The 17,079-nt window shown below is 63.2% G+C and carries 12 protein-coding genes; 6 read left to right on the forward strand and 6 right to left on the reverse strand.

The genetic code is table 11. The annotated features are described in order from the left end of the window. Window positions 1-81 precede the first annotated feature (81 nt). From FHW96_RS22215 to FHW96_RS22230, 4 genes are all read left to right on the forward strand, one after another. On the forward strand, window positions 82-765 hold the full coding sequence (locus tag FHW96_RS22215; protein WP_172342759.1) for a SapC family protein: 684 nt from the start codon (window positions 82-84) through the stop codon (window positions 763-765). A gap of 2 nt (window positions 766-767) precedes the next feature. Continuing rightward, entirely contained in the window at window positions 768-1,790 is a 1,023-nt protein-coding gene (locus FHW96_RS22220; RefSeq protein ID WP_172342760.1) for a cupin-like domain-containing protein, read from the forward strand. Window positions 1,791-1,967: 177 nt separating this feature from the next. Then, window positions 1,968-3,041, forward strand: coding sequence for an alpha/beta hydrolase family protein (locus tag FHW96_RS22225; RefSeq protein ID WP_172342761.1), 1,074 nt, complete (start codon window positions 1,968-1,970; stop codon window positions 3,039-3,041). A 23-nt stretch (window positions 3,042-3,064) separates the two neighbouring features. Beyond that, window positions 3,065-4,945, forward strand: coding sequence for an NPCBM/NEW2 domain-containing protein (locus FHW96_RS22230; RefSeq protein ID WP_172342784.1), 1,881 nt, complete (start codon window positions 3,065-3,067; stop codon window positions 4,943-4,945). Window positions 4,946-5,077: 132 nt separating this feature from the next. Here the strand turns inward: FHW96_RS22230 and FHW96_RS22235 are convergent, their stop codons facing one another. Then, complete coding sequence (locus FHW96_RS22235) at window positions 5,078-6,649, reverse strand: alpha-L-arabinofuranosidase C-terminal domain-containing protein (RefSeq protein WP_172342785.1); 1,572 nt, start codon at window positions 6,647-6,649, stop codon at window positions 5,078-5,080. 319 nt (window positions 6,650-6,968) lie between these two features. Here FHW96_RS22235 and FHW96_RS22240 point away from each other — a divergent pair, with 319 nt between their 5' ends. Continuing rightward, the gene (locus FHW96_RS22240) at window positions 6,969-8,021 is read left to right on the forward strand and encodes a LacI family DNA-binding transcriptional regulator (protein ID WP_172342762.1); all 1,053 of its coding nucleotides are present in this window, start codon (window positions 6,969-6,971) and stop codon (window positions 8,019-8,021) included. Window positions 8,022-8,030: 9 nt separating this feature from the next. Here FHW96_RS22240 and FHW96_RS22245 read toward each other — a convergent pair whose 3' ends face one another. Continuing rightward, window positions 8,031-9,944: a sialate O-acetylesterase gene (locus FHW96_RS22245; protein ID WP_253951150.1), complete on the reverse strand. Its 1,914-nt coding sequence runs from the start codon at window positions 9,942-9,944 to the stop codon at window positions 8,031-8,033. A 443-nt stretch (window positions 9,945-10,387) separates the two neighbouring features. Between FHW96_RS22245 and FHW96_RS22250 the strand changes: the two genes are divergently transcribed. After that, the gene (locus FHW96_RS22250) at window positions 10,388-12,208 is read left to right on the forward strand and encodes a glycoside hydrolase family 127 protein (RefSeq protein ID WP_253951151.1); all 1,821 of its coding nucleotides are present in this window, start codon (window positions 10,388-10,390) and stop codon (window positions 12,206-12,208) included. On the opposite strand, the gene FHW96_RS22255 is transcribed toward FHW96_RS22250, so the two are convergent. From FHW96_RS22255 to FHW96_RS22270, 4 genes are read right to left on the reverse strand one after another with little or no spacing between them, the layout of a single operon-like run. Beyond that, window positions 12,190-13,509 carry an MFS transporter gene (locus FHW96_RS22255; protein ID WP_172342764.1) on the reverse strand — a complete coding sequence of 440 codons (1,320 nt, stop codon included), beginning with the start codon at window positions 13,507-13,509 and terminating at the stop codon, window positions 12,190-12,192. The two genes, FHW96_RS22250 and FHW96_RS22255, sit on opposite strands and share 19 nt — an antisense overlap. Next, window positions 13,506-14,429, reverse strand: coding sequence for a TauD/TfdA family dioxygenase (locus FHW96_RS22260; RefSeq protein WP_172342765.1), 924 nt, complete (start codon window positions 14,427-14,429; stop codon window positions 13,506-13,508). Before FHW96_RS22260 ends, FHW96_RS22255 begins: the two co-directional genes overlap by 4 nt. Beyond that, window positions 14,426-16,054: a thiamine pyrophosphate-requiring protein gene (locus tag FHW96_RS22265; protein WP_172342766.1), complete on the reverse strand. Its 1,629-nt coding sequence runs from the start codon at window positions 16,052-16,054 to the stop codon at window positions 14,426-14,428. The genes FHW96_RS22260 and FHW96_RS22265 overlap by 4 nt, the downstream gene beginning before the upstream one ends. Continuing rightward, entirely contained in the window at window positions 16,051-17,028 is a 978-nt protein-coding gene (locus tag FHW96_RS22270) for a TauD/TfdA family dioxygenase (protein WP_172342767.1), read from the reverse strand. The genes FHW96_RS22265 and FHW96_RS22270 overlap by 4 nt, the downstream gene beginning before the upstream one ends. Between the last annotated feature and the right edge of the window lie 51 nt (window positions 17,029-17,079).

The raw sequence follows: 17,079 nt of genomic DNA on the forward strand, positions 1-17,079 counted from the left end.
AATGGGCATAAATGCAAAGTCTGCTTGCCCGATTGCACCGCTTTCCCGCATAGTTAGCGTAAACGAAGGGAGAGGAAATTGGTGGAAAAACTTGAAGCGCTCAACAGCGTGACCCATCACGATCTGCGTATTCATCCAATGACAGGAACCCATCCCCATTTTGTCCAGATTACGCTGATTGAAACAGAAAAAGCGGCTTCATGCTGTCCGCTCTTCTTTGCCAAAAGCCCCGAAACGGGCCGGTTCGGACTGGGCGCCCTTTTCGGCTTTGCCGCAGGAGAAGTGCTGGTTGAAGGCGCCAATGAAGCCAATGCCGCGTTTTTGCCCTGCAATATCCAGCGTCAGGGGTTTTTTGCCGATGGTGCTGATATTGTGGTGGATTTGGCCGATCCCCGCTTTGCCCCGGGCGGTACGATCCCGCTGTTCAACGCCGATGGCAACCCCAGCGACGAGATGCGCCTGATCCAGCGCGCGGTGGGCGTGATGGTGCAGCATACCCCACAAACACAAGCATTTATCGAGGAAATGCTGCGGCTGCGCGTCATCGAGCCGGTCGATATCACGCTCAATTTCGACGATGGCGCCAAGGTGTCGCTTGAAGGGCTCTATACGATCAGCGGTGACGCGCTCAACGCACTGGCCGATGAAGATATCCTCGGACTATTCCGCAAGGGCTGGCTTCAGGCAGCCTTGACCATTCGCGGCTCGCTGCAACAGGTGGCCGTGCTGGCACGCCGTCGCAACGAACGACTGGCGGGCGCCTGACCATGACGGCGCGGTTGCGCGAATGGGCCGCCGAGGACCCCGCCTTGTCCGACCCCGCGCGGTTTCGCGAGACCGTGGCGATGGCCGGAGAGCCGGTGGTGATTCGCGGCTATGCTCAGGACTGGCCGTTGCAGCGCGCGGCCCGGATTTCCGACCTTGCCGCCTGCGACTATCTGCGCCGCCATGACAGCGGAAAGCGGCCGCAGGTGATGCTGGGCGATCCGGCCATCGAAGGGCGCTATTTCTATCGCGACGGCCTCGACGGGTTCAATTTCGAGCGAATCGAGATGGGCATCGGCGAAGCCTTGCAGCGCATGCTGGACTGCGCGGCCGACCCGGCCCTGCCCTCGGCCTATCTGGGATCGCTGGTGGCCCCGGCCTATTTGCCCGGCATAATCGCCCAGCATCAGCCCGCTCTGGTGCCGCAAGGCGTGGCCATGCGGCTTTGGATCGGCAATGCCTCGCATGTGGCATGCCATTATGATGGCTACGAAAATTTTGCCTGTGTGCTGGCTGGGCGGCGGAGTTTCACGCTTTATCCGCCCGATGCGATCGGCGATCTTTATGTCGGCCCGATTGATTTCACGCTGGCGGGCCAACCAGTCAGCATGGCGGCCGGCGATCGCGATCACCCCGAACGCTATCCCCGCTTTGCCCGCGCCGAGTCGCGCAAACTGGTGGTGGATCTGGAACCGGGCGACGCGCTCTATCTGCCCAAATTATGGTGGCATCAGGTCGAGGCCACCGCGCCTTTCAACATCATGGCCAACTTCTGGTGGGACGCCTTTGCCATAGGGCCGGATGCGCCGATGCTGGCCATGCTGTTTGCCATGATCACGCTGGGCGAAAGGCCGCAGGCGGACCGGGAGGCCTTTCGCGCTTATTTCGACCATTTCGTGTTTCGGCCCGACGGGCATCCGCTGGCCCATTTGGCGGAGGAAAAGCGGGGCGTGCTGCGCGATCTGGCCGGGGGCGGCTATGGCCAGATTCGGGCGATGATCATGCGCGCCCTGCGCGGGCAATAAGCATCCGCTTGACAGAAATGCATGGTTATTTAGTCTGATTATAAATCATCCGTATTCGCCTTTGCCGATGCCAATACCGCGATGATTCGCACCACCTCCGCCTTTATTCTCATTATTCTCAAAGGATGATGTCGGGCGGGGCACAAAAATACTAAACAGACAAATCGGGAGAAGCCCATGAAACGCTCCGCCCTGCTGTGCACGCTCGCGCTGATGACAGCGCCCGTGCAGGCACAGGTCAACACCGCCGCGCCGGCGGCCGTTGCCGGCGCCCCTGCCACCACGGTGCAGACCATTACCGTACACGGCGCCGCGCTCGAACATGCGCTGGAAGGCGACAGCGCCGACCGTGAAGTTCTGGTCGTGCTGCCGCCCAGCTATGGCCGCGACAGAAACCGGCGCTATCCGGTGGTCTATGCGCTGCATGGCTATTCCATCGGCGCGCGCCAATGGACCGGCGAGATCCATGTGCCGCAGGTCATCGAAAACGCCTATGCGCAGGGCGCGCAGGAGATGATCTTCGTCTTTCCCGACAGCAAGACCGCGCATAATGGCTCGATGTATTCCAGTTCGGCCACCACGGGCGATTTCGAGACTTTCATCTCGCGCGATCTGGTCGCCTATATCGACGCGCATTACCGCACCATCGCCCTGCGCGAGAGTCGCGGCCTCGTCGGCCATTCGATGGGCGGCTATGGCGCCAGCAGGATCGGGATGAAACATGCCGATGTGTTTGGCGCGCTTTATCTGATGAGCCCCTGCTGTCTTTCGGCACGCGGACTGTTCGGCGTCTCGCCCGAGGCGATGCAGGCCTATGCGGCCATGAAATCCCCCGCAGATTCGGCCGGCCTGTCCTGGGCCCAGCGCGGCACACTGGCCGCGGCCGCCGCATGGTCGCCCAATCCCAAAAACCCGCCGCTCTACCTCGATCTGCCCATGGCCGCAGATCCCGCAGGCGACTACAAACAGCGCGAGGATGTGTTGGCCAAATGGGCGGCCAATGCCCCGCTCTCCTTTGTGGATCAATATATTGGCCAGTTGCGCCGCTATGCCGCCATCGCCATGGATGTGGGCGACAAGGACGGTCTGAAGGCCGATACCGCCCGGCTGCACGATGTGCTGGACAGCTATGGCATCGCCAACAGTTTCACCATCTATGAAGGCGATCACACCAACCGCGTCGCCTTCCGTTTTCAGGATCAGGTCGTGCCCTTCTTCAGCCAGCACCTCATGTCTGGAAAACGCCCGTGAGGCGCGCGGTGAAAACCGGCCTGATGCTGGCCGCCAGCCTGATTGGAACCGGACTCCACGCGGCCCCGGCCCGGACCGATCCTCTGGCCCCAACGGCGCAATGGAGCGTCACCGCGCGCGGTCAGGCCCCCCTGCCCCCGATGGGCTGGAACAGTTGGAACGCCTTCAACAGCGACATTGACGAGGAAAAGCTGATGGCGGCAGCCAAAGCGCTGGTCGATACCGGGCTGGCGGCCAAGGGCTATCGCTATGTCGATATTGACGATGGCTGGTGGCTCAAACGGCGCCGGAATGATGGGCGCTTGCTGATCCGCACCGCCGCTTTCCCCTCGGCGCAGACCGGCGACGGCAACACCAGCTTTCGCCCCCTGACCGACCGGTTGCATAGGATGGGGCTGAAGGCGGGCATCTATTCCGACATTGGCCGCAATTCCTGCGGTCAGGCCTACACCGCCGATTTCAAGGGACAGCCCGAAGGCAATATGGCCGAGCGCGAGGTGGGCCTGTATGACCATATTGATCAGGACATCGGCCTGATGATGGGCGAATGGGGCTTTGATCTCATCAAGATCGATGGTTGCGGCATCCGCGCCATGTCGAGCGAAAACAAACTGGTTTCCTCGGGCCAATATCGCGCGCTGGGGCCGCTGATCGATTACGAAAACCTCTCGCGCACCGATATTCCGGCTGTGCGCGATCTTTATCGGCGGGTAGGTCTGGCGCTGGCGCGCACGCGGCCGGCCAATGATTATGTGCTCTCCATCTGTCTGTGGGGCGCGGCCGATGTGCGCAGTTGGGCCAAGGAACTGGGCAATATGTCGCGTACCAGCGAGGACATCTCGCCCAATTGGGAGCGGATGCTGCACAATCTCGATTCCGCATCCCGGCGCGAGCTTTACGCCCATCCCAACAGTTGGAACGATCCCGACATGCTCTATGTCGGGACGGGCGAGTTCGATACCGCCCATATTGAGGAGGCCCGCTCGCATATGGCGCTCTGGGCGATGCTCAACGCGCCGCTGATCATCGGCTATGACATGCGCAAGGCCACGCCCGAATTGCTCTCCATTCTGGGCAACAGCGCGCTGATCGCGCTCAATCAGGATGCGGGCGGCAATCAGGCCGTGCTGGCCTATGATGGCGACACCGCGCAGATTTTCGTGAAAACGCTGGCCGATGGCGGCAAGGCGGTGGCGCTGCTCAACCGCACGGGCGCGCCGATCGATGTCAAACTCACCGCCGCCCATCTCAAATTGCGCGAGGACAGCGGGATCGACCTGACCGACCTGTGGACCGGGGCGCAGAGCCGTTTCACCAAGGAGGTCAACCTCCATCTGGCCGGGCATCAGACGCTGGTGTTCCGGGTTTCGGGCGCAAGGGCGCATCCGCAGGGCCTCTATCTCTCCGAAATGCCAGGCAGCGTGAACCCGGCGGTGGACGGCATTGCCGAGCCCATGGCCGATCCGATGATCCATCGGGGCCTACTGCCCTGGCGCAACACGCGCGGCGATGGCGAACATCCGATTTATGGCGGATGGGGCGGCGCGCGCGCTGATGCCACGCCTTATGGCATGAGCCTGCGCATCGGCGGGGTCAATTTCTCCAGCGGGATCGGCGCTCTGGCCAATTCGCGGCTGGAGGTGCGCAATGCCGGTTATCACAGCTTTGCGGCCAGAGTGGGCGTCGATGATTCCGCCCTGTCACCCGGTGCGCGCGTGCGTTTCGAAGTCTTTGCCGATGGCCGCAGCGTGGCCCGCAGCGGATGGATGAAGCGCGGCGACCAGCCGGTGGCCTTGAACGCGCCGGTGGAAGGCTCGCGCATCATCGAACTGGTGGCGCGGGGCGATCGCGGAGATCTGCAGAATGTAACGGTAACATGGGGCGCGGCCGCGCTTGAACGCTGATCCTTTCGTCCAATCCGAAAAAGGCCCGATGCGCGGATCACGCATCGGGCCTTTCCTGTTATTGCGGCGGCCGCAGGTGAGAGAAGCGCAGCCGCCGCAGGCGTGGACCCAGATCCACGCCTATTTCTGTCCTCAATCCAGCCGCACCACCGTGACCGAACGCGCGGGCAGCTCCAGCGTAAGACCGCCCGCCTTGCCCTTCACCGAAACCGGCTTGGGGGCGACCACGGCGGGCGCGTCAAACGTGTTCACACTGTCCACCTTGGGCGCGGTCAGGACATCGCCTGTGGCCGACTTATAGCCCGACAAATGGATGCTGGCGGGCGTTTCGGGGTCTATATTGACCAGCGAGAGCCAGAGATGCCCCTGCGCATCGCGCGCCGCCATCGCGTCCAGTTTCGGCATGGCGACCGCGCCGCGCACATATTCGCCCGCGGCAAACTGCACCGGCACAAAGCGCGCATCCTGAAACGGCACATACATGCGATAGACATGATAGGTGGGCGTCAGCACCATCTTCGCGCCATCGGTGAAGATCATGGACTGGAGCACATTGATCATCTGGGCGATATTGGCCACCTTCACCCGGTCGGCATGGCGGGCAAAGATATTGAGGTTGATCGCGGCCAGAATGCCGTCGCGCAGGCTGTTTTGCTGCATCAGAAAACCGGGATTGGTGCCCGGCGTCGGCGTCAGCCATGCGCCCCATTCGTCCACGGCCAGAAACACCTTCTTGGCCGGATCATATTTGTCCATGATAGCGGTCTGCGTGGTGATCAACTGATCCATCCGCAGCGTGTCCTTGATGACCGCCGCATAATCATCCAGCCCGAAGCCCGTGGCCACCCGATGCGGCGGCCATGCCCCGCCGATGGTGTAGCTGTGCAGCGAGATACCCTCGATGTCCCAGCTGTAGACATGGCCCTTCCACGCCTTCATCACTTCTTCGGTGTAATCCAGCTTGCCCCCGTCCCAACCCACGGCGATGCGCTTCATCTTGTCCTTTTCGCGCTGGGCCGGGTTGAAATTGCGGATGAAGTTGGTGAATCGCTTCATTTCCTCGACATAATGGTCGGCCGACATGGCGCCGCCGCAGCCCCAGTTTTCATTGCCAATGCCCAGCAGCGGCACTTTCCAGGGCCCGGCATGACCATTGGCGGCACGCTCCTTGGCCAGCGTTGTGTCCTTTTCGGCGGTCATATATTCCACCCATGCCGAAGCCTCGGCGGGGCTGCCCGATCCGACATTGACCGAAACATAGGGGTCGGCGCCGATCTGCTCGGCAAAATCCATGAATTCATGCGTGCCAAAGGCATTGGATTCGGGCACGCTGCCCCAATTGGTGTTGACCTGAACGCGGCGCTTGTCGGCCGGGCCGATACCGTCGCGCCAGTGATATTCGTCGGCAAAACAGCCGCCGGGCCAACGTACATTGGGCACCTTGATGGCCTTGAGCGCGGCCACCACGTCGGAGCGGATGCCGCGCACATTAGGAATGGGCGAATCCTTGCCCACCCAGATGCCGCCATAGATGCCGGAGCCGAGATGTTCGGCAAACTGGCCGAAAATATTGCGATCGATGACATCGCCCGGCCTTGCGGCCTCCACCGTCACCTCCACCGGCGCGCCCGCCATGGCCGGGCCTCCCGCCATCAGAGCCGCACCCGCCCCGGCCAGAAAGGCTGAGCGCAAAGCGGCGCGCATCATGGTCTTTTCCACAAGCATTCTCCCCAAAAGGACTTTTGATTTTTTTGGCTCGGCGCCCAATAGGCACAGGCCGACAAAGCATCATGCGATCAAGGATCTCTCTCTTTCGCAAAACGCCATGCTCATCTGCCCATGCTGCTGGCAGCTATGCCTCTCAGTATTTGCCGATGTCGGCAGGCATCGTTTCGTCCGACTATTGATAGCGCTAACTTTAACAAAACCGCCCGCCGGCGCAAGCCCCAATCGTGCCGGTCGTGCATCTCATGTTGCATTGCGCGAGGGCTCGCGCCAAATATCCCGAAAGGATAAGTATGACATGAAAGAACCTCGCCTGCGCCGCCGTCAATCCGGTCGCCCCACTGTCAATGACGTTGCCCGTCTGGCCCAATGTTCGCCGATGACCGTCAGCCGCGTCATCAACGGCAGCAGCGGCGTGCGCGAGGATACGCGGGTGGCCGTCGAGGCCGCGATCAAGGAACTGGATTATGCGCCCAACAAGGCCGCGCGCAGTCTGGCCGGCGTGTCGCAGATCCGGCTCGCGCTGCTCTATGTAAACCCGTCGGCGGCCTATCTGACCGAATTGCTGATCGGGGGAATGGACGCGGCCAGCCGTCTCGACGCGCATCTTGTGATCGAACGCTGCGATGTGGGCGAGGACAAGGAAGGGCTGATCAACAAGCTGACCGCCAGCGGCATCGACGGTTTCATCCTGCCGCCGCCGCTCAGCGATGATGCCGAATTGCTGGCGCTGCTGCGGCGGCTGCGGGCTCATGCCATGCTGATCGGCCCCGGCCAGGCCGCCGCCCATCACGGCGCGGTAATGATCGACGATTATCAGGCCGCGCTGGACATGACGAAATATATTCTGGCGCTGGGCCATCGGCGCATCGGCTTTATCATCGGCAATCCGGCGCAATCGGTCAGCGCGCTGCGTCTGGCCGGTTTCCGCGACAGTATGCTCAATGCCGGGGTGCCGGTGGATGAGGCGCTGATCCAGCAAGGGGAATTCACCTATCGTTCGGGCATGGATGCGGCGGCCAAGCTGCTGGCGATGAAGGAGAGACCCACGGCAATCTTTGCCTCGAACGACGATATGGCCGCCGGTTGCGTGGCAGCGGCCCATCGCATGAGGCTGGATGTGCCGGGCGATCTCACCGTATGCGGCTTTGACGATACGGCGCTGGCCTCCACCATCTGGCCCGAATTGACCACCATCCGCCAGCCGATCCGTGAAATGGCCGAAAACGCCATCGACCTGCTGGTGCAGGGCATCCGGCTGGAGCGCCAGAAACAGCCGCGCAAGCCGCGCCATATCTCGCTGGACTATACGTTCATCCAGCGCGAATCCGACGGCCCTCCTCCCGCCTGACGCGCCCTTTCACGGCACAACGGGCAGGGCAAAGCCCGGCACCGGGATCTGGCGCGTGTCAAACAGATTGACCACCGGACTGTCGGCCCAGGCATAGCGCACCTGTGCCACCGGCTTGCCGTCATCGGCCAGAACCACGCTGTCGCCATCCGTGCGCGCGGCGGCATAGCGGCATTGGCCCGCGCCATCGCACAGTTCGAAACCAATCGGACCGGGCGCGCTCCACGCCTGTAACCCGCCCTCGATGCCGGAAAAACGGATGCGCAGGCCGCCCGTCTCGCGCCGCACCTCCACGGGCATGGGCATCGTACCCCCGCGCGCGGCCAGAGCCAGACGCTTGCCCAGCAAGGGCTTATTGGCGGGGTGAATATCGGTGCGTTCGCCAATATCGATGGCGCTGACCAGAGCGGCCTGCGGATCATCGACGGCGACGCGGCGCTGGTCATCGCGCAACGCGGCCCATGTGGACGCGCCGGGCGTCTGGCGTACCGGGCCGTAATTGGCCAATTGCACGATCTCGACCGCCAATTTCGCGCCAAATTGCCGCCGCCATCCCGCGATCAAGGCTTTCAGGCGATCGGCATAACCAGGCGTATCGACATCGCTTTCCCCCTGATACCACACCGCACCTTTCAGCGCGAACGTGCCAAGCGGGGCGATCATCCGGTTGTGCATCACGCCGATGCCCGCATTGGCGTCCCATGGGGTGCGCGGCGGATTGGCCCCCGCGCTCGAAATACTAAAGCGCCAGCCCTCGCCCAGCGGCATGGTTTCCCCGCCCGCAATGCGCAGCGCCAGCTTGTCCGCGCTGCTCGCAAAGCCGCCATTCCCATAGGTGTTGGTCACGGCCACCATGATCTCGTTGACGCCTTCGTGCAGATAAGCGGGCGGCAGACGATATTCGCGCTGATAATCCCAGCCGAAACTGTTGCCCACCACGCGCCCGTTCACATAGGTCACATCCATGTCATCCAGCACGCCCAGCGCCAGCACGGCCCCGGCGGCGGCCTGTTCGCGGCTGAGCGTCACCTGACGGCGCAGCCAGACCGTGCCGAGCGGCTTGGCGGCCAGCGGCGTGCCTTCCCATGCCAGCCAGCCCTGGATCGAGGGCACCGGCTGCCAGTTCAGCGTGTCGGGTTGCAGCCATGGTTGACCGCCCCCGGTAGCGCCGCGATACCATGTCTCCCAGCGCGGCGAGAAGGCGGTGACGGCGGCCAGAGGATCGCTTTCAAAGCGCTTGATCGAGGCCATCTCCGCGCTGCCGTAAAGCGCCAGTCCGGCCTCCGGGGTCAGCCATGGGCGGATCTGCGAACCGCCCCAACTGGAATGGATCGCCCCCATCGGCACTTTGAGCGCCTTGCGCAGATCGCGCAGCATGAAATAGCAGGCCGCCGAAAAGCCGGTAACGCTGTCGCGATCGGCCGATTGCCATGCCACGGACCGGGCAAAATCAACCTGCGGGGAAAAGGAAATGGCCTGCGGGATGGTCAGCAGGCGCAATTGCGGGTCGCGGGACATCGCGGCCTCAACCCCGCCATTCAGCGCCCGCGCCACGGGGAATTCCATATTCGACTGCCCCGAACACAGCCAGACATCGCCCACCAGCAGATCATGCCGCACGAGCCTTTCGCCGCCCGCCTCCACCGTCAGATCGACCGGCGCCTCTGATGCCTCGCGCGCGGGAAAGGTCAGGGTGAAATGGCCGGTCCTGTCGGCGCGGGCCTGCGCCTGCGCGCCGCCGAGCGATGCCTTGACCGTCGCACCCGGCATGGCGGTGCCGCCGACCACCACCGGCACCTCGCGCTGGATCACGCCATGGTCGCTCCACACCGGCGACAGGGTGAGCGACGCCGCCTGCGCCGCGCCGCCCGCCAGCGCCGCCCCAAGGATCGTGGTCAGCCGCCCATACCTAGCCATTCTCATCGCATCATCTCCGTCAGGGAGGAAAGGCTGTCGCGGCGCGATCAGACGGGAACAGGCCGCCATCCGACGCTCAATCTGCACCCATTCACCGCTGTGCCGCGAAACTGCGGCAAAAGCCGGCCTTCCGGCAAGCCGCGGGCACATCAGACATCCGTCCCACCATTTTTCTGATAACGCTATCCTAGTAACACTCCCCGCGAACGGCAAGAGAGAATGCAGTCATTTTAGGGCTTGGTGCCCATTGGCAATCAGGGTCTTGGAGCCATGGATTTTAGCTGATAGGATAACGCTACCTTTTTAAAATCGAGAACAAGGGGAGAGCCTTGACCCATCCGACCTGCTGCAACGGACATTCCCGGCGAGAGATACTGGCCTCGGCCGCCACATCGGCCATTGCCCTCGGTCTCTTGCCGACAGGAGCGGGCGCGGCGACCAAGCCTGCCATGCCCAAACCCGGCAAGGGCCGTCTGCGCCCCTTCGATCTGGCCGATGTCGAACTGGGCGAAAGCCCCTTTCTGCATGCACAGAGGATGACCGAGGCCTATCTCCTGCGGCTCCAGCCCGACCGGATGCTGCACAATTTCCGCGTCAATGCCGGATTGCCGCCCAAGGCGCCCGCCTATGGCGGATGGGAATCCGAGCCGATGTGGCAGGACATCCATTGTCAGGGCCATACGCTGGGTCATTATCTGTCCGCCTGTTCGCTCGCCTGGCGCTCCACGCGCGATGTGCGTTTCCGGCAAAGGGTGGACCATATCGCCGCCGAACTGGCCGAATGTCAGAAAGCATCCGGCACAGGTCTCGTCTGCGCCTTTCCGGAAGGGGCTGGGCTGGTCGCGGCACATCTGCGCGGGGAAAAGATCACCGGCGTTCCGTGGTACACGCTGCACAAGGTCTTTGCCGGATTGCGCGACGCCGCGCTGCTGGCCGACAGCGCCCTCTCGCGCGACGTGCTGATCCGTCTGGCCGACTGGGCGGTGATCGCGACGCGCCCCCTGTCCGATGCGCAGTTCGAGGCGATGCTCGATACCGAACATGGCGGCATGAACGAGGTTCTGGCCGATATCTATTTCATGACCGGCAAGGAGGATTATCGCCTGCTGGCCCGGCGCTTTTCGCACAAGGCGATCCTGACGCCGCTTGCCGCCGGTCGCGATCATCTCGACGGGCTGCACGCCAACACGCAGATCCCAAAAATCGTCGGCTTTGAACGGGTTTATGACGTGACCGGCGACCAGACCTATCGCGATGCCGCCCAATTTTTCTGGAATACGGTGGTCAATAACCGCTCTTTTGCCACGGGCGGCCATGGCGACAATGAGCATTTCTTTCCCATGGCCCATTTCGACCAGCATGTCTTTTCCGCCAAGGGTTCGGAAACCTGCGGCCAGCATAATATGCTCAAGCTGACGCGGGCCTTGTTCCTGAACGATCCCTCGGTCGATTATGCCGATTATTACGAGCGCACGCTTTATAACGGCATTCTTGCCTCACAAGACCCCAACAGCGGCATGGCCACCTATTTTCAAGGCGCCAGGCCGGGCTATATGAAACTATACCACAGCCCTGAGGATTCTTTCTGGTGCTGTACCGGCACAGGCATGGAGAACCATGTCAAATATCGCGATTCCATCTATTTCCACGATGGTCTCGCGCTTTACGTCAATCTGTTCATCCCATCCGCCCTGCATTGGCGCGAGCAGGATGCGCAACTGGTTCAGACCACGAATTTCCCCGAAAGCCCGGTGACCCATCTGCGCTGGAAACTGAAACGCCCCGCAGCCCTGAACCTCAAATTGCGCCATCCCGGCTGGAGCAGAACCGCCGCCGTGCTGGTCAATGGCAAACAGGTGGAGTTCTCGACCACACCGGGCCGCTATATCGAAATCGCCCGCACATGGCGCGATGGCGATGAGGTCGAACTGCGCCTGATCATGGAGCATGGGACACAGAGCGCCCCCACCGCGCCCGATATCGTGGCCTTTACCTATGGCCCGCTGGTTCTTGCCGGGGCCTTGGGGCGCGAGGGACTTGACCCTGGCGCCGATATTATTGTTAACGAAAGGAAATATGGCGAATATAACAGCACAGCCTTTGCGGTGCCCACCATCGGCGGCCCGGTGGAAACTCTGCCGCAGAGGATTAGCCCCGGCGCCGAGCCGCTGGAGTTCACGATTGCGTCAACCCGGCAGCAACCCCTGCGCCTGATCCCCTATTACCGCATCGCGCATGAACGCTATGCGACCTATTGGCGGCTGGGATAGGTCATGGCGCGGGGCCGGGCGGACTCTGACGGCAGAAAGGCGGCGCGCAGAAAGCACAGGCCCGCCAGAACCGGCGTGACCGCGATGATCAGCATCGAATAGCGCACCGCCAGAGGGCCATATTCCGCCGCCAGCCTGTCATTGAGCAGGCCCACGGCGCTCGGCCCCACGACATTGCCCAGAAAGCTGGCCCCGAACAGGATCACCGAAATCGCCAGCGCGCGCTGGCCCGGCCGGACGACATTCATTGTCGCGGCATAGATCGGCCCCTGATGGATCAGCGAAAGAAAGCTGGTGGCGACAAAGCCGGAAAGCCAGAGAGAGCGGACATCGCCCAGCAGGAACAGCGCCTCGGCGGGCCCGGCCAGAATGCAGGCGATGGCGGGAATGGCCATGCGCCAGCAGTCGCGATGGGCTGGCAAGCGATCTATCAGGAAACCTCCCGCCAGCACGCCGGCCGCACCGACAAAGCCGCGCACCGGCCCCACCGTCCCGGCCACCTCGGCAAGGCCCATGTGGTGCACGCGGGCAAAGAAGGTGGGCGTCCAAGCCCCGGCCGCCCAGACATTGGCCCCCATCAGCGTGACACCCAGAAACACCCAGCCAAACCAGCGGTTGCGGAACAGGTCCGCCACATCGCCAAGGATCGCGCCCCCCGTCATCGCGCCGCCGCGAGGACGGGCATCGCCCCCATGGCTCTGCCGCACAGGCTCGCGCACCGTGGCGATGAAGAGCAAGGCCACCACCAGACCCGGCGCCCCCATGGCCAGAAACATCGCCCGCCAGCCATAATGCTGGGCCACCCATCCGGCGATGGGAAAGAAGATGATGAAGGCCAGCGAATTGGCCGTGCCGAATATGGCCATGGCCAGCGGACGACGGCGGGGCGGGACCAGATCGGCGATGATCGAATTGGACGGCGGCATGGCGCAAGCCTCGCCCGCGCCCATCAGAAAGCGCGCCATCGCCAATTGCCAGACCGAGCCGACAAAGCCGGTCAGCGCGGTCATCAGGCTCCAGAAGGCCAGGCCGAAGGTGATGATGTTGCGCCGGTTATAGCGATCCGCCAGCCAAGCGATAGGCACACCAAGCACGGAATAAAGCAGGACAAAGGCCACACCCGTCACCAACCCCAGCACCGTATCGGACGCGCCGAATTCGCGCTTGACCAAGGGCAGTGCCAGCCCAAGCAAAGCCCGGTCGAGATAGTTGAAAACCGCGATCAGCGTGAGCAACGCCAGCGGCCAGCTCGCTTTCCACGGCCAGCCTGCCTCTTTCTCCTGAGCAATGGCTTCGCTCATGGCTTCTCTATCCCCATTTGAGCCGTCAGTCGGTGATCTTCATCCATGCGCTGCCCCAGTTCAAGCAGGCCCGGATCGGCGCGCGGTGCCAGCGCGGAGCGTATCCACAGGCGTAAAAGCAGGCGGGAATGACCGGCGCGGTCGGCAAAGGGGATGCGGCCATGCAGCCAGCTCCAGTTGTGCCAGAACAACATGTCGCCCGGCATCAGGTCAAACAGGTTGCGCGCTGCCAGCCGACCGGCAACCGCCTCCATACACTCAATCGCGGCGGCCAGCACGGGCGACAGATCCTCGCCCCGCTCATGGGCCGCGCGACGCAGAAAATAGCCGTTGAAGGCCACCTGCGCCCTGCGCCCGCTTTGGGGCATGAACAGGATCGGCAGGCGAGGGCGAAGCCTTTGCCGCGAGGCCAGAGCCGGGTTGGTGCTCCAATAATAGCCCTTTGCCAAGGCGGGAAGATGCTGCGGCGCCTCATCCAGCAGCGCGCCATAGAGATCGCGGGCCGACAGCAGCAGGCTTTCCCCGCCCGTCGCGGCCGCCCGAAAACAGCCCAGCGCCAGAATATCATGCAGATCGGTATGGGGCCGCAGTTCAAGGTCGGAATGGGTTCCGCGCGCGGCCGGATCATCGCCCCGGCGTTCCACGCGGGCCACCCTTTCGCCCTGCGGAGACTGGATCGCCAGCGTGCCCAGCCAGCCGCCGATCCGCGCAAGGACCGAGGCAAACCGCACCTCGCCAAGCGCGGCAGGGTCCAGCCCGCGCAGCAGGATCGCCCCCGGACCGCGCGCGAAATTGGCCGTGATGTCATCGCGCAGATCGGCCAGAGCCTCCTCCCGCCCATCCAGCAAAGCCTGCACCTCCCCGGTGGTCAATGGTCGGATGGGCGGGCGCTCCGCCTGCGGGGACAGAAGCTCTGTCACAGCCGCGAAGCTCGGGTTTCCTTGGCGGTCATGAATTCCAGCAGCGCGGGCCGGCCAGCCTGCGTGGCGGCGACCCCGCGCCGGATCGCATCGCCGATCTGCGTGGGGTCGGTGATCCTCTCGCCATAGCCGCCCAATGCGCGGGCAAAATCGGCATAATGGCCGGAAATGGCGGTGGCTTGATAGCGCTGCGTGGCCACCGGCATCTGGTCCAGCTCGATGGCCATGGCCGAATTGTTCAGCAGGATCGAGAGGATCGGCAGGCGTTCGCGCACGGCGGTCTCAAAATCCATACCCGTGAAACCAATCGCCGCATCGCCCCAGACATTGATGCAAAGCCGGTCCGGGCAGGCCAGCTTGGCCCCCATGGCCAGCCCCAGCCCATAGCCAAGCTGGGTGGATTTGCCCCAGCCGATATAGCTGAGCGGGGTGATCGATTTCCAGAAAGGGGTAAGCTGATCACGCGGCGAACCGGCATCATGGGTGATGATCGTATTGGCCACATCCACCGTGCGCTGCAATTCCCACAAGACGCGATAGGGGCTGATCGGCGCATCCCCACTCTCCAGCAGCGGCAGCCATTGGGCAAGCCATGCCTGCTCAACCCTGGCGATTTCCTCGGCCACAGGGGCGATATCGCGCGGCGCGGGCAACAGCTTGCGCACCTCGGCAACCAGCATGACCAGCGTCAATTGCGCATCCCCGATCAGCGCCGCCTCGCAAGGCACGCCCTTGTTGATGTCGGCCGGGTCGAGCGTGGCATGGATGATCGGCACATGGCCGGGCATGGCCACGCCAAAGGCAGTCTGGGCAAAGCTGCAGCCGATGCCGAAGATGAGATCGGCACTGTCGAGGAAATGACGCAATTGCCCCGGTATCGCCGCCCCACCCGAACCAAGCGCCAGCGGATGCGTCTCGTCAAAGGCACTCTTGCCCTCAAGGCTGGTGGAGACGGGCGCCGCCAGCAGTTCGGCCAGTTCGCGCAATTCGCCGTAAGCATTGGCCCAATGCACCCCCTGCCCGGCATGGATCACCAGCCGGGGCGCATCGACCAGCCGCCGCGCGACAGTCGCCACCTGCGCGGGATCGGGGCCATAGCGGGTGGAAACCACAGGCGCATAATCCAGCACCTCACCCACATCCTCGGCCAGCACATCCCACGGCATTTCCACCAGCGCAGGCCGCCGCCGCCCGTTGCGCAGGGCGGTGAAAGCCCGGCGCAGGATGGCGGGCGTATCCTGCGCGCGCAGGATCGGTTCGGCAGTTTTGGTGATATCGCGCATCGACCGGCAGGCGTTGTAATTGTCGGGCACATGGGCCAGCGCCCGCGCATAGCCCTGCGGCAACACCAGCACCGGCACGCTTTCGGAAAAAGCCTGCGCCACGCCGCCATAGGCATTTTCCGTGCCCGGCCCGTGCTGCATGGCAAAGACGCCCATCTTGGCCCCCCGCGTCATGCGCGAATAGGCGTCGGCCATATGCAGCCCGGTGCGTTCCTGCCGCACGATGATGGTGCGGATATCCTCCTTGGCGGCAGCCTCCAGCACCGCATTGCGCGGATAGCCGAAGAGGACATCGACGCCCTCGATCTTGAGGATGCGCGCAATCGCGGTGCCAACCTTCATGGTCTTTCCCCTGCCGGGCGCGCGGCCAGATCGGCAATGCCCATGGGCCGCTCGCCGATCACGGTGGTGCGGATCAGATGGCGCCGCTCATGCTTGAAATCATGCACGCCGCGATGGAGCGTGAAGCGGTTGTCCCACACGATCAGCGTGTCTTTGCGCCATTTGACGCGGCAGTGATAATGCAGATGCTGGGCAAGGCTTTGCAGATAGTTGAGCAGGGCGCGGCTCTCCTCCTCGCTCCAGCCGACGAAATGGCGGAAATAGGCGGTGGTGGCAAAAAGCGCGCGGCGGCCGGTTTCGGGATGGACGCGCACGGCGGGCTGGATGTTTTCCAACTGATCCTCGGTAAACCCGTGGCTCTCGCGCAGGCGCAGGCGCTTTTCCGGCGGCAGTTTCTCATTCTTGCTCCACACATCCTTGGCCGAATAGAGCACCTGCAACCCGTCGAGCAGCGCCTTCATCCCGTCCGAGAGATGTTCATAGACCAGATAGGCGTTGGAAAAGGCCGTGTCGCCGCCCCATTGCGGGCAATCGAGCGCGCGCATCACGATGCATTTGGGCGGTTGGGGCAGGAAGGGGCTGTCGGTGTGGAAATGCTCAAAGCTGGGCACGACATTGACCGGCTCCCACACCTCGCGGCGGACCTCCTGCATCAGATTGTCGTCATTATAGGTGGGCGCCTGAGGCAATTCGGTCAGTTCGCCGAAATGGCGCGAGAAGGCCTTGTGCTGTTCCGGCGTCAGATCCTGATCGCGAAAGACGATGACGAGGAAGTGCTGAAAGGCCAGCATGATCTCGTCGAGCACTTCGGGCCGCAGGGGCTGGCGCAGATCAACCCCGCCGATCTCACAGCCGCAGGCGCCGCTGATTGGTTCAACCGTGATATGGCGAAATTCGGGCATGGGCAGCCCGGCGACAATCGGCAGTCCGGGCGCCACGCCGGGGGCCGTTTGGCTGGAAAAGGAAGTGGCCATGAGGGATCCTCCCGCAAAATGGGATAAAGGGTGGGGGCGTTGGATGAGGGG

It is taken from the genome of Novosphingobium sp. SG751A, from assembly GCF_013149295.1.
Classification (GTDB): Bacteria; Pseudomonadota; Alphaproteobacteria; order Sphingomonadales; family Sphingomonadaceae; genus Novosphingobium.

Excerpts from the sequence above, each read along its gene's own strand:
- FHW96_RS22220 (WP_172342760.1), top strand. The coding sequence starts at position 768 with ATGACGGCGCGGTTGCGCGAATGGGCCGCCGAGGACCCCGCCTTGTCC.
- FHW96_RS22225 (WP_172342761.1), top strand. The coding sequence starts at position 1,968 with ATGAAACGCTCCGCCCTGCTGTGCACGCTCGCGCTGATGACAGCGCCC.
- FHW96_RS22230 (WP_172342784.1), top strand. The coding sequence starts at position 3,065 with ATGCTGGCCGCCAGCCTGATTGGAACCGGACTCCACGCGGCCCCGGCC.
- FHW96_RS22235 (WP_172342785.1), bottom strand. The coding sequence starts at position 6,649 with ATGCGCGCCGCTTTGCGCTCAGCCTTTCTGGCCGGGGCGGGTGCGGCT.
- FHW96_RS22240 (WP_172342762.1), top strand. The coding sequence starts at position 6,969 with ATGAAAGAACCTCGCCTGCGCCGCCGTCAATCCGGTCGCCCCACTGTC.
- FHW96_RS22245 (WP_253951150.1), bottom strand. The coding sequence starts at position 9,944 with ATGAGAATGGCTAGGTATGGGCGGCTGACCACGATCCTTGGGGCGGCG.
- FHW96_RS22250 (WP_253951151.1), top strand. The coding sequence starts at position 10,388 with ATGCCCAAACCCGGCAAGGGCCGTCTGCGCCCCTTCGATCTGGCCGAT.
- FHW96_RS22255 (WP_172342764.1), bottom strand. The coding sequence starts at position 13,509 with ATGAGCGAAGCCATTGCTCAGGAGAAAGAGGCAGGCTGGCCGTGGAAA.
- FHW96_RS22265 (WP_172342766.1), bottom strand. The coding sequence starts at position 16,054 with ATGAAGGTTGGCACCGCGATTGCGCGCATCCTCAAGATCGAGGGCGTC.
- FHW96_RS22270 (WP_172342767.1), bottom strand. The coding sequence starts at position 17,028 with ATGGCCACTTCCTTTTCCAGCCAAACGGCCCCCGGCGTGGCGCCCGGA.